This window comes from Odoribacter splanchnicus DSM 20712 (genome assembly GCF_000190535.1).
In the GTDB taxonomy this organism is placed as follows: domain Bacteria; phylum Bacteroidota; class Bacteroidia; order Bacteroidales; family Marinifilaceae; genus Odoribacter; species Odoribacter splanchnicus.
The window spans coordinates 499467-514184 of record NC_015160.1; the positions used below are offsets into that span (position 1 = coordinate 499467).

Consider the following 14718-nt stretch of genomic DNA (forward strand, 5'->3'; position numbering starts at 1 on the left):
AAAAAAGTAAAAGGTAAAGAGCTAAAGGCTGTTTATATATTTGAGCATGGTTAGGATCATGCGCCGGGTATCTACTCCCCGGGGACAAACCAGCAGACATTTTCCACACAACATACATTTTTGGAGGTGCTCACCGACTTCTTTGGTTTCACCCCGTTTCACCAGCATTTGCAGTTTACGGATATTGAATTCGGTCAGGTTGCTGGCGGTACAAGTGGCCGAACAGCCTCCGCATCCGATACAGAGCTTGCTACTGGGAACCTCGGTCGTCATGGCCGTTACCAGACTTTTATCATTTTTATCATAATCGATGACCCGCGCTTCAGATATTGAAAAACCCCAAAAGTTCATAGAAATTCAGCTTCGAAGATTAATGCTTGTTTTCGTTATTTTTCAGATATTCTCCGATAGTGATCGCTGCAGAACGTGCATCGGTGAGTGTGTCGGTCAGGTTCATGGGAGAGGAGCTGCATCCGGCAATAAAAATGCCTGGCCGGTTGGTTCGGTTGGTTCCCGTGTGGGGGTCTCCGACCCGGATAAAGCCGTTGGGAGCTATGTCGAGGCCGAGCATCGAAGCGAGCTGCGTACTGCCTTCGGAAGGTTCCATACCTACCATTAGCACCATCAGATCGAGGGTCATCTTCAAAGGTTTACCCACCAGTGTATCTTCGACTTTAATAAGCAATTGTTTTTCTCTGTTTTCAGAAGCTTCCGACAAACGTCCCCGTACAAATTTGATGTTGTATTTTTCCTGTGCTTCCCGGTAGAGTTCTTCATATCCCGGACCGAACATGCGCATATCCATATAAAAACATAGTATTTCGGTTTCCGGCAACATCTCACGAAGTTCGATGGCTTGTTTGACTGCTGTTACGCAACAGAGTTTGGAACAGTGGTAATTACAAATCTTTTCGTCTCTTGAGCCTACACAATGAATCAATCCGATTCGTTTGGGGATCTGACCGGTAGAGGTGGCTATGTGATGATTGATGAAGAAATTTTCCAGTTCTACGGAAGTGATCACATTTTCGTAGATGCCATACCCATATTCTTCTTTCCGGCGGGCGTTAAATAGGCGGAAGCCACTGGTTACCAATAAGGCATCTCCTTTTAATAAGGCTCCGTCGTTCAGTTCCAGGGTGAATTTATTATTTTCTGTCCGTGAAATTTTGACCGGATAATTTCCCAAATGGAGATGAATATCAGGGCGTTGTATATTTTGGCGGAGACTTTGATTCAGATCACGGGCTTGTTTCCGGTCGGGGAAGAGTTGATACCAGTTATTCAGATTTCCTCCGGTTTCGCTTTCTTTTTCGATCAATTCTACCGTTTCACCTGCCTGAGTCAGCCGGTAGGCTGCCTCACATCCTGCGGGTCCTGCACCTATAATGATAACACACATATTATTTGTTTTTCATTCTATATTCGGTTGTTTACAATGGAGTGGGGCAGATCAGACTTTGAGATAAGTGGGACACTGGGGATGTCCCATATCCTCACCCCGGATATTTTTATATTTAGCCTCCGGATCATATCGGATACCCATTTTATCCAATAGAGGCTCGACGCTGACCTGATGCATTTGCAGGCCGATCTCCCAGGGATCGTATCCTAAAACCAAAGCCGCCACTTCTTCATAGGTCAGAACAGGGATACCGTAACCATCCGGACCGTAAGTGGTACCTTCCATTTCACTGATGGTGTATTGCCACTTGTCCAGAAACATGGCACAACCCGGGCAATTGGTAATAATAAAGTCCGGTTCATAGGGTTGCATGGATTCGAATTTCTTTTTCGAATTTGCGACAGAGAATCCCCGGTTGGCTAATACCAGGTAATTCCGGAAACCGAATCCGCAACAGTGTCGTCTTTCGGGGTAGTCGACCGGTTGGCCTCCCCAAGCGGAGACCATTCCCGACAATACAGCAGGAAATTCTGCCCCCCCGATGCCTTTGCTGGGAAACATTTTAGCGTAATGACAACCGATGTGGTCGACTACTTGCAAAGGGCGTCCGGTGTGTATATCTACCAGACTATATTTTTTCTGAGCTGCAATTTCATTTCTGAATTTATAGATGACATCGGAAGTATGTGCCAGGTTCTTCGGCTTTTGGAATTCCCGTTTCGTTGCTTTCCATAAAAATTCCCGGGTCTTTTCTTCCCATTCGGGATGAGTCTCCCAGGTATGCAGGATTTCTGTATAAATACCGAAAGAAGTAATGCAGGAGGGAGTCATATTTTCGAATCCGGCTTCAGTCATCAAAGCAAAATGACGGGCGACGACGGTCATGATAGTCTCGATCGGTACGACATCGGAATGATAACCGATACCTGTGCAAGTCGTGTGTCGCGGATCGTCGAGAACAGTTTTTCCCAATTTATTATTCAGTATATCCAGATAAGCCCATTCGGACCCTGGAAAAAAAGTCTGACGAATACAACTTCTCGCATAATAATACCGATCATCAGCAATCTCTTTCTGATAATCATTCCATATTTGTTGTTTACCTTCCAGATTCATTTCTTTTTCCTCTTTCTGTATTTCTCCTTTTCTCTCTTTTTTCCCTTCTTTCTTTCTAGCCTCTAGCTTCTAGCCTTTCGCTTTTTACCTCCCCCCATGTCTCCCATTGTTATCCGTATAAGTATGCAGAAAATAACTTTCCGGGTCCATCCCTTCTTCCTCGGCTTTTTGGAGGGAATAGGTTTCGATATTCTCCATGAATTCCGATCCTCCGGTTACTTCGAAGATTTGTTTCAGTTCGTTGAGCGAGTCGTCGTCGACTTTTCTTAAGGCGCCGGCTCCCGTTTGTTTGTAATTCGAATGTGTTCGTTCGTATACCTCGTCGCGGTGTTCATAAATCCATTCCCAGACAGGACCTTGTTCCGGATGCATTTCCGGTTTCACAATATCGGGAGTGACGCAATAGCCGTAATTCAGTATGTTATTTCCTAATATTCTTTTCAGGGCAAATTGCTGACGTCCTTTTTCAGATTCGGTAAACCATCCTTTTTCCTGTGATAATCTGCGTAGTGCCATGATGATTCCGCCGGGTGTATTACAGCGTGGACAACGGGTTTTGCACGACATACATTCTCCGCAATACCAAATCGTATCGGATTTCAGTAACCCTTCGATACTCTCTTCGTCCTGGCGTTGGACTGTGTCGGCTATTATTCGGGGATCATAATTGTAAAATTCGGCAGAAGGGCAAATAGCTGTACAAACTCCACAGTTCATACAACTATTTAAGCTTTCTATATAGTGAATATCTTTTTTTAAACTGTCTATTAAGGACATGATTTTACCATTTATTTAAAATGAATGCCAAAAAGGCATATCGAATCACATGCAAAGGTATCCTGATCATGCTGGAAAATAAAGATGGTAAATGCGTATTAGGCGGTGGTGTTTATACTTACAACCTGAGAATTGGAGAAGGAGCGAATTAAAGTTTGTTCTTCTTTTCTCCATTGTTCCTGAGAAAACGTAGAATTATTCTGTTACTTACTCGTCTTCGGTGTTCGTGTTTGGGGACGCGGTCGCTTCTGTCGGTCATCTAGCTTTTTCTTTCACTGACCGGCGGAACTCCTCGCAGGCTCGTCAGACACCACCGGTCGGTCGTTCAGAAAAAGCAAGACGACACTCGCCAGAGCTCCAATGGTCCCCGAACACGAACACCTCCGACTTACGTTATCACTGCCGGGCAAGCTAAACCGAACCTGAAAACCATAAATTTCAGCAAAAAAAGATTTTCCGATAAAATAACCCAATTATCCATAATCCGATAGAGGTGAGCCGGTCTGACGGTATAAAACCCGGAATCGGAATAGAAAGAAAAAAAATGAACCTACGTTTTTTGATGACTTTATCTGTTTAATTATATGGAGGTAATTGATAAGTAAAAGTTCGCTGGTCTTCCTTTCGTATCTTATGAGATAGATCAATATGCCGGAAAGCTGAAAAATAAGATTGCTCAGACTAGTTTATCCGGATTCTTCTTGATGAAATCGTTCCAGGATTTACAGGTATGCCCTGCTGAAGTCAGCGGATTACAACTTTGCAGATAATGACAATAAGCGATAGCAATAGCATCTGTTTCGTCCAGCATTTCTGAGGTGGTGTGTAAAGTCATAAACTTACCTAGTAAAAGGGCGATTTGTTCTTTTGAGGCGGTTCCCGAACCGGTAACACTCATTTTAATCTTCCGTGGAGCATATTCGAAAATGGGGATATCTCTTTGGAGAGCAGCTGCAATAGCAACCCCTTGAGCCCGGCCGAGTTTTAGCATGGATTGAACGTTCTTTCCATAAAACTGAGCTTCTATCGCCAGTTCATCCGGTTGATAACTATCGATCACTTGTAGGGTACGGCTGAATATCCGCTGAAGTTTGATATAAGGGTCTGTAATTTTAATCATATCTACAATTCCCGATACTACTAATTCCGGTTTTTGGTTTTTTCCGAATACTTTGATGATCGCATATCCCATAAAGTTGGTACCGGGGTCGATTCCCATAATTAATTTTTCCATAACTTTAGATTTCTGTCAATATACTACTAAAGCATAAATACCGATTAGAAAAAATTTGGATAATCTTTTTTTCTATATCCGGCAGCCATTCATCCAAAAAGTGGTTTTGTTGTTCTTCGGAATTGAAAACCAACTGTAAGGAATAAGTTTTACCTTCGGGCTGATCGATCGATACTTTGGTGAAGATAATATCTTCACAAAGGCGGTTGGTCTGAAGTACGGAAATATAGTTCTTCCGGATAAAACCGATCCATGCTGTTTCGATGTCTTCATCGATGATAAAACTGGTATTGTAAATGATTCGCATAAAATTCGTTTTAAAGGTTATTTACCTCTGTTTGTTCTCCGGCTTCCAGATCCCGGTAGAGTTTGGCTGCTTCAATACTGTAAACACTACCCGAATAATCGGTGACGAGTAACCGATACAATTCTTTCGCTTGTTGCAGTTCTTTTTGTTTTCTCTTCAGACCGGCAAGTTGGAATAAAGCTTCGGCCTTGATATATACTTGTTCCGAACGATCTTTTAATTCGCTTAGTAACTTGGCAGCCTCTTCATCCTGGAAACATGCGCAGAGCGACCGGGCTTTTTGCAGGGTGGCGTAATCGGAGATACCCGGCGAACAGTGCCCGATCAGGCTGTCCAATCGGGGGAGAACTTCTTGAAACTGTTGTTTATAAAGCAGATATTCTGTGCGTCCCATTTTTTCTAAATCCCGGTTATCCCCTTCTGCCTCATAATTCATATGGATGAAATGGGACATTTGGATAGCATCGTTAGAGATCAGCTTACTTGTTGCTCCTTTCAATACATCGAACTGAGCTTTTGCCCACAAGAGATCACCTGCATAATAAGCTAACATTGCCTTTTTCAGTTTGGCCTCATACCCGATGTCATTGTTCGGATTTGCCTTTTCAAGCTGGGTATATAGGATAGTCGCTTCCCAGGGATTGTCCATAAAAGTCAATAGATCGGCTCTTTGGGATTTCAGCTGACTCAAAGTGTTGGAATTTAACCTTGGCATCCGGATGGCTTTATCGAGCAAGCGATCGGCCGAATCCGGTCGTTGGAGTCGATAGGCATAGAGCTCGGCCAATAAAGAGAGAATGTCTATATTGGTCGGAGTATAACCGAATTCCTGCATATATTTCTCACAATCTCCGGCTATTTGCAGGTAGTCTGAACGGTCGGCAGGACTTTGCCGGAGTTGTTCATACCGACAAGTTAATATACCTTTACGGGCCGGAAGGTAAAACGGATTGTTCTCCTTGCCTTTGCCGAGGATCTTTTGGTAAGCTATGGTGGCTTGGTCGAAAGCTTTATTGTTTATCGCATCGAGAGCTATATTCAAAAAAATATGCAGTTTATTTTCAGACTTGTTATTTAATAATACAGCATGTTGAAGTGCCAGGAGATAATTCCGGATTTGTAGATTATACCATACAGCCAATTCATCAAAAACCGGGAGATAATCCGTCTTCTGGCATAAGGATTTCAGTGTTTTTTCGATCACCGGGTCTATACTATTGACAATGTCGTTCGAACGGGCAAAACTTAGCTGGGCGGTAATATTGTCGATACTCCCCGGGTTCAGTTCCAGGGTGCGGACAAAGAGAGGCATCATCTGTTCGTAATCTCTTTCCATCAGATAGCAATCCCCTAATTCTTTCAGAAAGGCATCCGGTTTTTTCAAAAGTATCCGGCCTTGCTGATAAGTCTTGATCGCCCAGCTATATTCCCGGATATTTTTAAATTTATTGGCCAGATTAATGATTGCTGTATTTTGCGGAATAATTTTTTTGATTGCTTTCCCGTAACATTCCTCCGATTTATTGGTTTTCCCTTGTTGTTGATAGATATAGCCCAGGTCGATCAGAAAATCTTTATTGCTATCGTCGGTTTTCAGTAATTTTTTCAGGGTATCTTCGGCTTTGTCGTATTCTTTACCATTAATCAGGCAGATAATATAATAATCCAGAAAATTTGCCGAGTGTGTGCGTTCGTATAATTTCAAAAATTTTTCGGCAGCTTTATCGTATTCTTTGGCTTGATAATAGGTATAGGCCAATTGAGAATCACTTTGTTGGGCCAGTGTATAAATAGAAGTGAATAGCAAAAAAAGAATGACAATAAATTTCATAAACCCCGATACATTTGCTTACAAAGATACGGATTTCTCAGCTATTTCCTATTTTAAAAAGTAAAGGAGCTATCTTCTAAGTCAAATTTTTAACTTCTAAGATAGCTCCCATTCTTTGCCTTCGGCATCTAATACCTTTTAACCTTTAACCCATCGCCTCTGGCTTTTTTTAGTCCATCACTTTTAGTCTTTACTTTTTACCTTATCATCTCTGTCCCCATAAACGTCTGCAACACCTCCGGTAGCCGTATACCTTCTTCGCATTGATAGTTTTCCAATAAGGCAGCGACAATCCGGGGAAGAGCCAGTGAACTTCCGTTCAGCGTATGGCAGGTTGTCGTTTTCTTATCTCCCTTGTCTTTGAACCGTAATTTCAAGCGGTTGGCCTGGAATTCCTCGAAATTGGATACAGAGCTGACTTCCAACCATTTTTCCTGTGCTTTGGAATAGACTTCAAAATCGAAAGTCAGGGCAGAGGTGAAACTGATATCTCCACCACATAAGCGAACGATGCGATAGGGAAGGCCTAGCTTGATCAGCAGGCTCTCCACATGTTTCACCATACCTTCCAGGGCCTCGTAGGATACTTCGGGACGGGTGATCTGGACAATTTCAACTTTATCGAATTGATGTAACCGGTTCAATCCTCTTACATCTTTGCCGTAAGAACCGGCTTCCCGGCGGAAACAAGCGGAATAAGCGGTATTTTTTACCGGTAGCTGGTCTCCGTCCAGAATGACGTCGCGGTAAATGTTGGTTACCGGAACTTCGGCAGTCGGGATCAGATAGAGATTGTCTTCGTTGACATAGTACATCTGACCGTCTTTGTCCGGTAACTGTCCGGTTCCGTAGCCAGAGTCGGCATTCACCATCAGGGGTGGTTGTACCTCTTGATAACCGGCTTTGATATTTTCATCCAGGAAGAAATTGATCAATGCCCGTTGCAGTCGTGCTCCCAGGCCTTTATACAGGGGAAAACCGGCACCGGTGATTTTTACACCGGTTTCGAAATCGATCAAATCATATTTCCTGGCAAGTTCCCAATGGGGCAGATCGTTTTCATGCTTTTGGGGTATGTTGTCGACAATTTTAACGATCTCATTGTCTGCTTCAGACTTTCCTTTAGCCACAGAGGCATGGGGCATATTGGGCAGGCGGAGCAAAATGTCGGTTAATTCGTTGCTGACTTCGGTGCGCCGGCTATTCAATCCCGCAATAGCTGATTTCAGATCGGCCGTTTCCTGGCGGGCTTTTTCTGCGGCTTCTTTTTGTCCCGATTGCATCAGTTTACCGATTTCTTTGGCGATGATATTCATTTGAGCCTGTTTGGCTTCTGCCTCCTGTTGTAAGGATTTTCGCTGGTTGTCGAGAGCGATGATTTTTTCAACGGATTCACGGGCATCAAAATTTTTTACAGCCAGGCGCTCTATGACGGTTTCTTTATTTTCCTGGATAAATTTCAGATTCAACATAATTTGAATATTTTAGATTTACGATTTCAGACGGACAATGTATTCAAGGGTAAGCTGACTGTTAATCGTTCCACCTTCTATCGTTACTCATTCCTTATTTTCGAAGGGTAAAATTATAAAAAAAACTCCTGTATCCGGGCAGAATACAGGAGTTTAATATTTCATATCTTTTCAGTTTATTCTGCAGCAGCTTCCACTGAAACGAACGATTTGTTGTTTCTTTTCTTTCTGAAAACAACTGTTCCGTCGATCAGAGCGAATAAAGTATGATCTTTACCGATACCTACGTTTTCACCCGGATTATGTACAGTACCTCTTTGGCGAACCAGGATATTTCCTGCTTTAGCAAATTGTCCACCCCAGATTTTTACTCCTAATCGTTTGCTTTCTGATTCACGGCCGTTCTTTGAACTACCGACTCCTTTCTTATGTGCCATATCGTATTAATAATTTAGAAGTTACAAAATAATAAAATCACTCTACAGAGCTTAAGCGTTGATAGATTCGATTTGAATCTGAGTCAGATATTGACGGTGACCGTTCTTTCTTTCGAAAGTTTTTCTTCTTTTCTTTTTGAAGATGATCACTTTATCCCCTTTCAGGTGGCTCAATACTTTTGCGGTAACTTTTGCGCCTTCTACTTTCGGTGTACCGATCTTAACCTGACCGTCATTGTCCACTAAAAGAACACTGTCGAATTCTATCTGAGCGCCTTCTTCGGCTGCCAGTCTGTGAACATAAACCTTACGGTCTTTTTCTACTTTAAATTGCTGTCCTGCAATTTCAACAATAGCGTACATTTGTTTTGTTGTTTTAATGTTAATACCATGGGGTGGGTTATGAACCGCTTATTGTACCCCTGAGGAAAATTTTCAGGTCGCAAATTTAATGCTTATTTTCGGTGAAACAAATATTTGTTAGAAAAAAATCATCGCTTCGGGAGAAGAAAAATCAGATATTTACAAAATTAAAATTTTGGAAAAATGAACGAATGTTTATATTTGCAATACTAAAACAAATTGTGCTATAAGGAGTATTTTTTATGGTGATTAATGGGATATGGAGGAAAAAGATTACGCACTGATTAGTGATAGGGAATTAGTCGATCGGTTACTTATCGGTGATGAAGAGATTGTCCGTTATTTGTTTTTTGATAAATGTACGCCGATGTTCAATTATATACTGCATCGGTTTTGTCCTTGTCAACTCGATAAAAACGAGCTGATCAACGAGTTGTATCTTTATTTGCAATCGGATAATTGGTATAAACTTCGGCAGTTCGATTTCCGGAGTAAACTGACGACCTGGTTGACGGTTGTTGCTGTACGTTTTTTTCAAAAAAGAAAAGGGGTACTGATGGATTATCGGAATCAATCGGCTCCAATAAAAGAAGAAGAGAAAGTTTTTGATTTTTTACCGGAACTGATCAGTAAGATGGACGTCTGGAATGCTATTCGTAAAATGAATAATGAACGATATCGTCAGGTGTTGGTCGATTTGGAGTTAAAGGACCTCGACCCGAAAGTGTTAGCCCGGGAAATGAATGTAACTGTGGAAAATTTGTATAACATCCGGCATCGGGCTGTAAAACAGTTAATAGCAGTAATAAGAGAGGAGGAACATTATGTTTGATCGTCTGGACTCTTTATCGGATGAGCTTTTGGCTGCTTATCTGGATGGGAATACTACTCCTGAGGAGAATCTGAAAATATGGCAGGTCCTGCAGCATGACGGACAAGAGAGAGAGGCTTTCGAGGTGGCTTGCAATAGTCTCGATATTCCGGTGTTTTTTGCTGCATCGTCTTGTCGGAATCTGTGTGTGATTCGTTCTGAACTTGCTGTATTACAAAAGCGAGGGAAAGAGGTGACGGAAGAGGAACTGATACAGATTGCGCTGAAGCAGCATTGGTATGAGGAGGAGAAAGGGACTCCTTTGAAATATATCGGAAAATTGGTCGAGAGTTTCGGATTGAAGGTGGAGAGACGCTTCTGCCGGGAGATAAACGAATTGTTCCGGGAGTTAGAACAAGGGCACGATGTCATTGCTTGTGTCGATGGTGGTGAGCTGAGCGGGAATCTTGAACAGGAGGAATTCGAGGATCGCTGGATTGGGGAAATACCCGATCACGTAGTCCTCGTTCGTAACATAGATTATTCGGAACCGCCTCGGGTCGAAGTCTACGATGTTGCGATGGAAGAGCCTGTCCGGTATTATCCTTTGGATCGTTTTATCGATAGTTGGAAAGATTCGAAATATTATATGATTAGTATAAAATAATAAGTTAAGTTATGGTAAGACCTGCTGATTATATTCATCCGGAAGATGAAGCTGCACGCCGGAATATGGAAGCTATCCCTGGGTTTGCAGCAGCGATGAAATTGTTTATGCGTTATTATGACGAGCAGATTGTGCACGGTATGAATATGGCGAATAAAATTCGGCTTTCACCGACTCAGCTGCCTGAAATTTATCAGAAATTGCCTCCGATTTGTCAAAGGCTCTCAATTTCAGAACCTGAGTTTTATCTCGAAATGGATCCTTATCCGAATGCTTATGCGATGGGGGATACCCGGACGATGGTGACTGTGACTTCGGGATTGCTGGAATACCTCACCGATGAAGAAGTCTCTTCGGTTATAGCCCACGAATGCGGACATATCGCTTGCCGGCACATGCTTTACCATACCCTGGCTTCGACTTTACTCAGGAATATAGAACGTATGGGAATACTGGGAAATGCAGTGATGCCGGTGTATTGGGCTTTGCAATACTGGAGCAGGCGAAGTGAACTGTCGGCAGATCGTGCAGGTGCTGTCGCTTTAGGGAGTATAGAGAAAGTGGTCGAAGTACAGCTTCGGCTAGCCGGTGGTCCGCGGGAGATTACTCAAAATGTGAATGTCGAAGAGTTTGTAAAACAAGCCGATTATTATGATACGCTGCAAAACAATACTTGGGATAAATTGTTACAGAATTATGCTATTTTAGGAGCTTCTCATCCTTTTACGGCAATTCGGGTACGTGAGATTCTGAAATGGGGTAAAACAGAACAATGTCAGCGAATATTGAAAAATATAAAATTGGAACAAGACGGACTGATTTGCCCTAACTGTGGAAAGCCTTTAGAAAAGGATTGGATTTATTGTAAACATTGTGGTTTCAAATTAAAATAAAAGAATATGTTGTTTGATAAAGAAGGAATACTGAACATCGATGAATTGGTTGCTCAGCGGCCGACATTCAGGAAAATAATGGAAGATCAGATCGTAACAGACGACGAGCTGACAAATCAGGCTAATCTGGTGGTTAATTTATTAAAAAAATTGGAACAGACTCTTTCGCCCGGTCAATTGAGTGAGGTAGAGAATCTTTTGGCAGAAATGAGTGTATTGTATGCTATCCATCAGTACAAGGAAATTCAGGATTTAAAACTTTAAAAGCTAGGCTATGGGAACGTTTAAATCAACAAAGACATTTTTTGCTTCACCGGAGATTATTCCGGCTATAGTTAAAGATATAACCGGGACTTTTACTAATGAGGGTTACCAGGTACAGGCTCAGGATCTGATTAGCGGTGGGTATGATATCTCGATTACGAAAGGGAATATGTTTAAAGCTGTATTGGGAATGAAAACTGCATTGAAAGTCCATATTTATCCGGCAAACGAACAGATTCGGGTCGATGCCGGAGTCGGGATTTTCGGACAACAGGCGGTTCCGACTTTGATTTCTATGTTTTTGTTCTGGCCGGTATTGATTACCCAGATTTCCGGGATGATTGCCCAGGCAAAAATGGACGATAAAGTGATGATGATTGCTGCCGATACCATTGCCCGCGAAGCTTACCGGAATACGAACAATAACACCGCTGCTCCGGCAGGAGGAAAATTTTGTACCCAATGTGGTAAATCGATGCCTGCTGAAGCTCTCTTTTGTAGCGGATGCGGAGCTAAACTGTAGTTTTAGGAAAGCTCTTACAGTGGGGTAAAAAAGTGTACAGAGCGCTTTCGGGCGCTCTGATTTATTGTAGTATTTGTGGAACAAGCCAATAAAGTGAACTGATGTTGAAAGAGGAATAATTAAATGGTTGATATGATGGAGAATTTGATTTTTGAAATCCTGAAAATGGCAGGATTTATCGTTGTGTTGTTTTTGTGTTGTCTGTGGTTGGTGAAGGATAAACGATCGTTTTACAAGTTCAGGGATTGGGGCTTGATTCCACTGACTGCCCTGGCAGGATTTGTAATTTATTGCATCGGTTATTGGGAAGCTGGGACGAAAGAATCGCTGATAACCTTGGTGGTCCGTTCTTTTTTGTCCACGTTTCACATGTTTTTCCTGCATTCGGATTTACTCGAAGTCAGGCATCATATGCATACAAACGCGACTTATATGTTCGCTTTTTCTATTATTCACTTTGCGGCATTTCTGGTCAGCTTTCTGGTCGTTTTGCAATTGTTCGGCAAACAATTCCTGTCCTGGCTGAAATTAAAACTCTCTACCCCGAAAGACAGTTATATCTTTTTCGATTTGAACGAAGGAGCTGTAGCTTTGGCGGAAGATTTACTGAAAAAAGACAGGAAGCGTTTTATTCTTTTTATCGATAAGAATGTAAAACACAAATTGGTGGCTTTCCCAAAAATAAATTTGTCCTTACCCCGTCTCCGGGATAAAGAATCTTTATTTGAAAAAATCAGTAAAACAGAGGCGGTGTTCCTGAAAAAAGATTTTTCTGAAGAGGTTGCTTTCGACGAATTAAAGATTTCCAAATTGGTCGATAAATCGGTTTGCCGGATGTTTTTCTTGTCCGAGAATGAAGATTATAATATTCACATGTCCCTGAAAGTGATCGGGGAAATCCGGCGATTGCAGTTATTACCCAAGGAATTAAGGCTTTATGTGAATGCCGATTCGGAAGAACTGATCGATCTTTTTGCAGAAAAAATCGGTCCTTTGAATGTCGAAGTACATATTTTTAACCGGTCTAAGTTGGCGGCTCAGGAATTGATCACGAATTATCCTCCTGTGAATGCCCTGAAACTGGAAACTTCTAAAGCTGTCGCCTTGTCTGATTTCAGTATGCTGATTATCGGATTTGGGAATATGGGGAGTGAGGCATTGAAAGCAATGATAGAACAGGGGCAGTTTGTCGGATCGACTTTCCGGGCTACGATTATCGATAAAGAGATGAAATGCAAGGCGGGTCTTTTCGAACATTATTATCCGGGCTTAAAGAATTATCAGCTCGAATATCACGAGGCGGAAGTGAATAGTAGTGAGTTTTTCAATTTGTTGAAAGATAAGTTGGCCGGGTTGAAATACATTCTGGTCGCTTTGGGAGAAGATGAATTGAATATAAAGACTGCGGTCGAATTGTCGCATTTCATTTCAAGGGAAACCGATAACGATCAGATTAAAATTTTGACAGATGTCTATAATACAAGAGATTACAGTTATATTCAGCAAGCGAAGGAATGTTTTAAAGAAATTTGTTTATATGGCAGTAACGACAATATTTACACTGAAGATATTATCATCAATGAGAGTCGGGAGATGACTGCCCGGAAGATCCATGCCTATTACAATGCACAGAAAGCTGTGGAGAAACAGGTGCCTTGGCAAGCGTTGTCGCCGATTAAAAAGATGACCAATATTTCGGCTGCCTCCCATATTTATACCAAGTTGCAATTAGCCGGGCTTACGCCTCAGGATTTTGCACAATGGTCTACTGAAGAGGAATATGTAAAGGCTTTGGGAAACGAGCGGTTTGAAAATTTGGCCAAAGGAGAACACCTGCATTGGAATGCCACCTTGTTTGTTCACGAGTGGGATGTCTGGCATTTGAGCGATATTCCCGACTTTGTTTCGGTGAATAAGGACGAAAAACATAAGAAGCATGCTTGTTTGGTGGATTGGGAAGAATTGAAGAAAGTGGAGGAACGGTTCGGAGAACCCTACCGGAAGTATGACCGGGATAGCGTGAGAAATATTTGGGAACTGGCCAAAGCGAATCTACTTTGACCGATGTAATGTATTTCTTGTACCTATTGAAATCTTGGTACCTACTTAAAAGGTAGAATTATTCCGGTCCTTGTTCGTCTTCGGTATTCGTGTTCGGGGACGCGGTCGCTTCTGTCGGTCATCTACCTTTTTCTTTCACTGACCGGCGGAACTCCTCACTGCGCAAAAAACTTTACGTTACGTTTCCGTCAGACACCACCGGTCGGTCGTTCAGAAAAAGCAAGACGACACTCGCCGGAGCTCCAATGGTCCCCGAACACGAACACCTCCGACTGACGTTATCACTGCCTGGCAAGCTAAACCGAACCTGAAAACCATAAATTTCAGCGAAAAAAGATTTTCCGGTAAAGTAACCCAATTATCCATAATCCGATAGAGGTGAGCCGGTATTTTATTCTATAAAATTTTTCTAATCCTTCCTTTGCCAGGTCGTGTTAACGTGAGATGCAGGGTTTTATGGCGGAAGACCATTGGAGCAGGAACGAGTGTCCGGTTAGGTTTTCCGAACGCCCGACCGGTGGTGTCTGAGCGAAGCGAGTTCCGCCGGTCAGTGAAGG

At 42.3% G+C, this 14718-nt stretch carries 16 protein-coding genes; 6 read left to right on the plus strand and 10 right to left on the minus strand.

Annotation, left to right across the window (positions count from 1 at the left end):
- Nucleotides 1–21 precede the first annotated feature (21 nt).
- The 10 genes from ODOSP_RS02060 to rplU all read right to left on the minus strand — a co-directional run bounded on the left by ODOSP_RS02060 (nt 22) and on the right by rplU (nt 8942).
- Complete coding sequence (locus ODOSP_RS02060; RefSeq protein WP_013610755.1) at nt 22–351, minus strand: 4Fe-4S dicluster domain-containing protein; 330 nt, start codon at nt 349–351, stop codon at nt 22–24.
- 19 nt (nt 352–370) lie between these two features.
- Entirely contained in the window at nt 371–1402 is a 1032-nt protein-coding gene (locus ODOSP_RS02065) for an FAD-dependent oxidoreductase (protein WP_013610756.1), read from the minus strand.
- 51 nt (nt 1403–1453) lie between these two features.
- Entirely contained in the window at nt 1454–2521 is a 1068-nt protein-coding gene (locus ODOSP_RS02070) for a heterodisulfide reductase-related iron-sulfur binding cluster (RefSeq protein ID WP_013610757.1), read from the minus strand.
- An 84-nt stretch (nt 2522–2605) separates the two neighbouring features.
- Nucleotides 2606–3298 carry a 4Fe-4S dicluster domain-containing protein gene (locus ODOSP_RS02075; protein WP_013610758.1) on the minus strand — a complete coding sequence of 231 codons (693 nt, stop codon included), beginning with the start codon at nt 3296–3298 and terminating at the stop codon, nt 2606–2608.
- Between the two features lie 676 nt (nt 3299–3974).
- Nucleotides 3975–4532, minus strand: a complete 558-nt coding sequence (gene ruvC / locus ODOSP_RS02080; protein ID WP_013610759.1) for a crossover junction endodeoxyribonuclease RuvC — start codon at nt 4530–4532, stop codon at nt 3975–3977.
- A 4-nt stretch (nt 4533–4536) separates the two neighbouring features.
- Nucleotides 4537–4839: a DUF4286 family protein gene (locus tag ODOSP_RS02085; RefSeq protein WP_013610760.1), complete on the minus strand. Its 303-nt coding sequence runs from the start codon at nt 4837–4839 to the stop codon at nt 4537–4539.
- A gap of 10 nt (nt 4840–4849) precedes the next feature.
- Nucleotides 4850–6670 carry a tetratricopeptide repeat protein gene (locus ODOSP_RS02090; RefSeq protein WP_013610761.1) on the minus strand — a complete coding sequence of 607 codons (1821 nt, stop codon included), beginning with the start codon at nt 6668–6670 and terminating at the stop codon, nt 4850–4852.
- A 197-nt stretch (nt 6671–6867) separates the two neighbouring features.
- Nucleotides 6868–8142, minus strand: a complete 1275-nt coding sequence (gene serS, locus ODOSP_RS02095; RefSeq protein WP_013610762.1) for a serine--tRNA ligase — start codon at nt 8140–8142, stop codon at nt 6868–6870.
- Nucleotides 8143–8318: 176 nt separating this feature from the next.
- Nucleotides 8319–8579, minus strand: coding sequence for a 50S ribosomal protein L27 (gene rpmA, locus ODOSP_RS02100; RefSeq protein ID WP_013610763.1), 261 nt, complete (start codon nt 8577–8579; stop codon nt 8319–8321).
- A gap of 51 nt (nt 8580–8630) precedes the next feature.
- On the minus strand, nt 8631–8942 hold the full coding sequence (gene rplU / locus ODOSP_RS02105) for a 50S ribosomal protein L21 (protein WP_013610764.1): 312 nt from the start codon (nt 8940–8942) through the stop codon (nt 8631–8633).
- Between the two features lie 259 nt (nt 8943–9201).
- Here rplU and ODOSP_RS02110 point away from each other — a divergent pair, with 259 nt between their 5' ends.
- The 6 genes from ODOSP_RS02110 to ODOSP_RS02135 all read left to right on the plus strand — a co-directional run bounded on the left by ODOSP_RS02110 (nt 9202) and on the right by ODOSP_RS02135 (nt 14161).
- Nucleotides 9202–9774 (plus strand): RNA polymerase sigma factor, encoded by a 573-nt coding sequence (locus ODOSP_RS02110; protein ID WP_013610765.1) that lies wholly within the window; start codon nt 9202–9204, stop codon nt 9772–9774.
- A complete protein-coding gene (locus tag ODOSP_RS02115) occupies nt 9767–10420 on the plus strand; it encodes a cysteine peptidase family C39 domain-containing protein (RefSeq protein ID WP_013610766.1) in 654 nt (217 codons plus the stop codon). Before ODOSP_RS02110 ends, ODOSP_RS02115 begins: the two co-directional genes overlap by 8 nt.
- Nucleotides 10421–10431: 11 nt before the next feature.
- Entirely contained in the window at nt 10432–11313 is an 882-nt protein-coding gene (locus ODOSP_RS02120) for a M48 family metallopeptidase (protein WP_013610767.1), read from the plus strand.
- 6 nt (nt 11314–11319) lie between these two features.
- Nucleotides 11320–11577 (plus strand): hypothetical protein, encoded by a 258-nt coding sequence (locus ODOSP_RS02125; RefSeq protein WP_013610768.1) that lies wholly within the window; start codon nt 11320–11322, stop codon nt 11575–11577.
- 10 nt (nt 11578–11587) lie between these two features.
- Nucleotides 11588–12100 (plus strand): zinc ribbon domain-containing protein, encoded by a 513-nt coding sequence (locus ODOSP_RS02130; RefSeq protein ID WP_013610769.1) that lies wholly within the window; start codon nt 11588–11590, stop codon nt 12098–12100.
- Nucleotides 12101–12232: 132 nt separating this feature from the next.
- Nucleotides 12233–14161, plus strand: coding sequence for a Rossmann-fold NAD(P)-binding domain-containing protein (locus ODOSP_RS02135; protein ID WP_140398519.1), 1929 nt, complete (start codon nt 12233–12235; stop codon nt 14159–14161).
- Nucleotides 14162–14718: the final 557 nt, after the last annotated feature.

What these genes read in the sequence shown, in the direction of transcription:
- ODOSP_RS02060 (WP_013610755.1), bottom strand. Translation starts at nt 351, where the DNA reads ATGAACTTTTGGGGTTTTTCAATATCTGAAGCGCGGGTCATCGATTAT.
- ODOSP_RS02065 (WP_013610756.1), bottom strand. Translation starts at nt 1,402, where the DNA reads ATGTGTGTTATCATTATAGGTGCAGGACCCGCAGGATGTGAGGCAGCC.
- ODOSP_RS02070 (WP_013610757.1), bottom strand. Translation starts at nt 2,521, where the DNA reads ATGAATCTGGAAGGTAAACAACAAATATGGAATGATTATCAGAAAGAG.
- ODOSP_RS02075 (WP_013610758.1), bottom strand. Translation starts at nt 3,298, where the DNA reads ATGTCCTTAATAGACAGTTTAAAAAAAGATATTCACTATATAGAAAGC.
- ruvC (WP_013610759.1), bottom strand. Translation starts at nt 4,532, where the DNA reads ATGGAAAAATTAATTATGGGAATCGACCCCGGTACCAACTTTATGGGA.
- ODOSP_RS02085 (WP_013610760.1), bottom strand. Translation starts at nt 4,839, where the DNA reads ATGCGAATCATTTACAATACCAGTTTTATCATCGATGAAGACATCGAA.
- ODOSP_RS02090 (WP_013610761.1), bottom strand. Translation starts at nt 6,670, where the DNA reads ATGAAATTTATTGTCATTCTTTTTTTGCTATTCACTTCTATTTATACA.
- serS (WP_013610762.1), bottom strand. Translation starts at nt 8,142, where the DNA reads ATGTTGAATCTGAAATTTATCCAGGAAAATAAAGAAACCGTCATAGAG.
- rpmA (WP_013610763.1), bottom strand. Translation starts at nt 8,579, where the DNA reads ATGGCACATAAGAAAGGAGTCGGTAGTTCAAAGAACGGCCGTGAATCA.
- rplU (WP_013610764.1), bottom strand. Translation starts at nt 8,942, where the DNA reads ATGTACGCTATTGTTGAAATTGCAGGACAGCAATTTAAAGTAGAAAAA.
- ODOSP_RS02110 (WP_013610765.1), top strand. Translation starts at nt 9,202, where the DNA reads ATGGAGGAAAAAGATTACGCACTGATTAGTGATAGGGAATTAGTCGAT.
- ODOSP_RS02115 (WP_013610766.1), top strand. Translation starts at nt 9,767, where the DNA reads ATGTTTGATCGTCTGGACTCTTTATCGGATGAGCTTTTGGCTGCTTAT.
- ODOSP_RS02120 (WP_013610767.1), top strand. Translation starts at nt 10,432, where the DNA reads ATGGTAAGACCTGCTGATTATATTCATCCGGAAGATGAAGCTGCACGC.
- ODOSP_RS02125 (WP_013610768.1), top strand. Translation starts at nt 11,320, where the DNA reads ATGTTGTTTGATAAAGAAGGAATACTGAACATCGATGAATTGGTTGCT.
- ODOSP_RS02130 (WP_013610769.1), top strand. Translation starts at nt 11,588, where the DNA reads ATGGGAACGTTTAAATCAACAAAGACATTTTTTGCTTCACCGGAGATT.
- ODOSP_RS02135 (WP_140398519.1), top strand. Translation starts at nt 12,233, where the DNA reads ATGATGGAGAATTTGATTTTTGAAATCCTGAAAATGGCAGGATTTATC.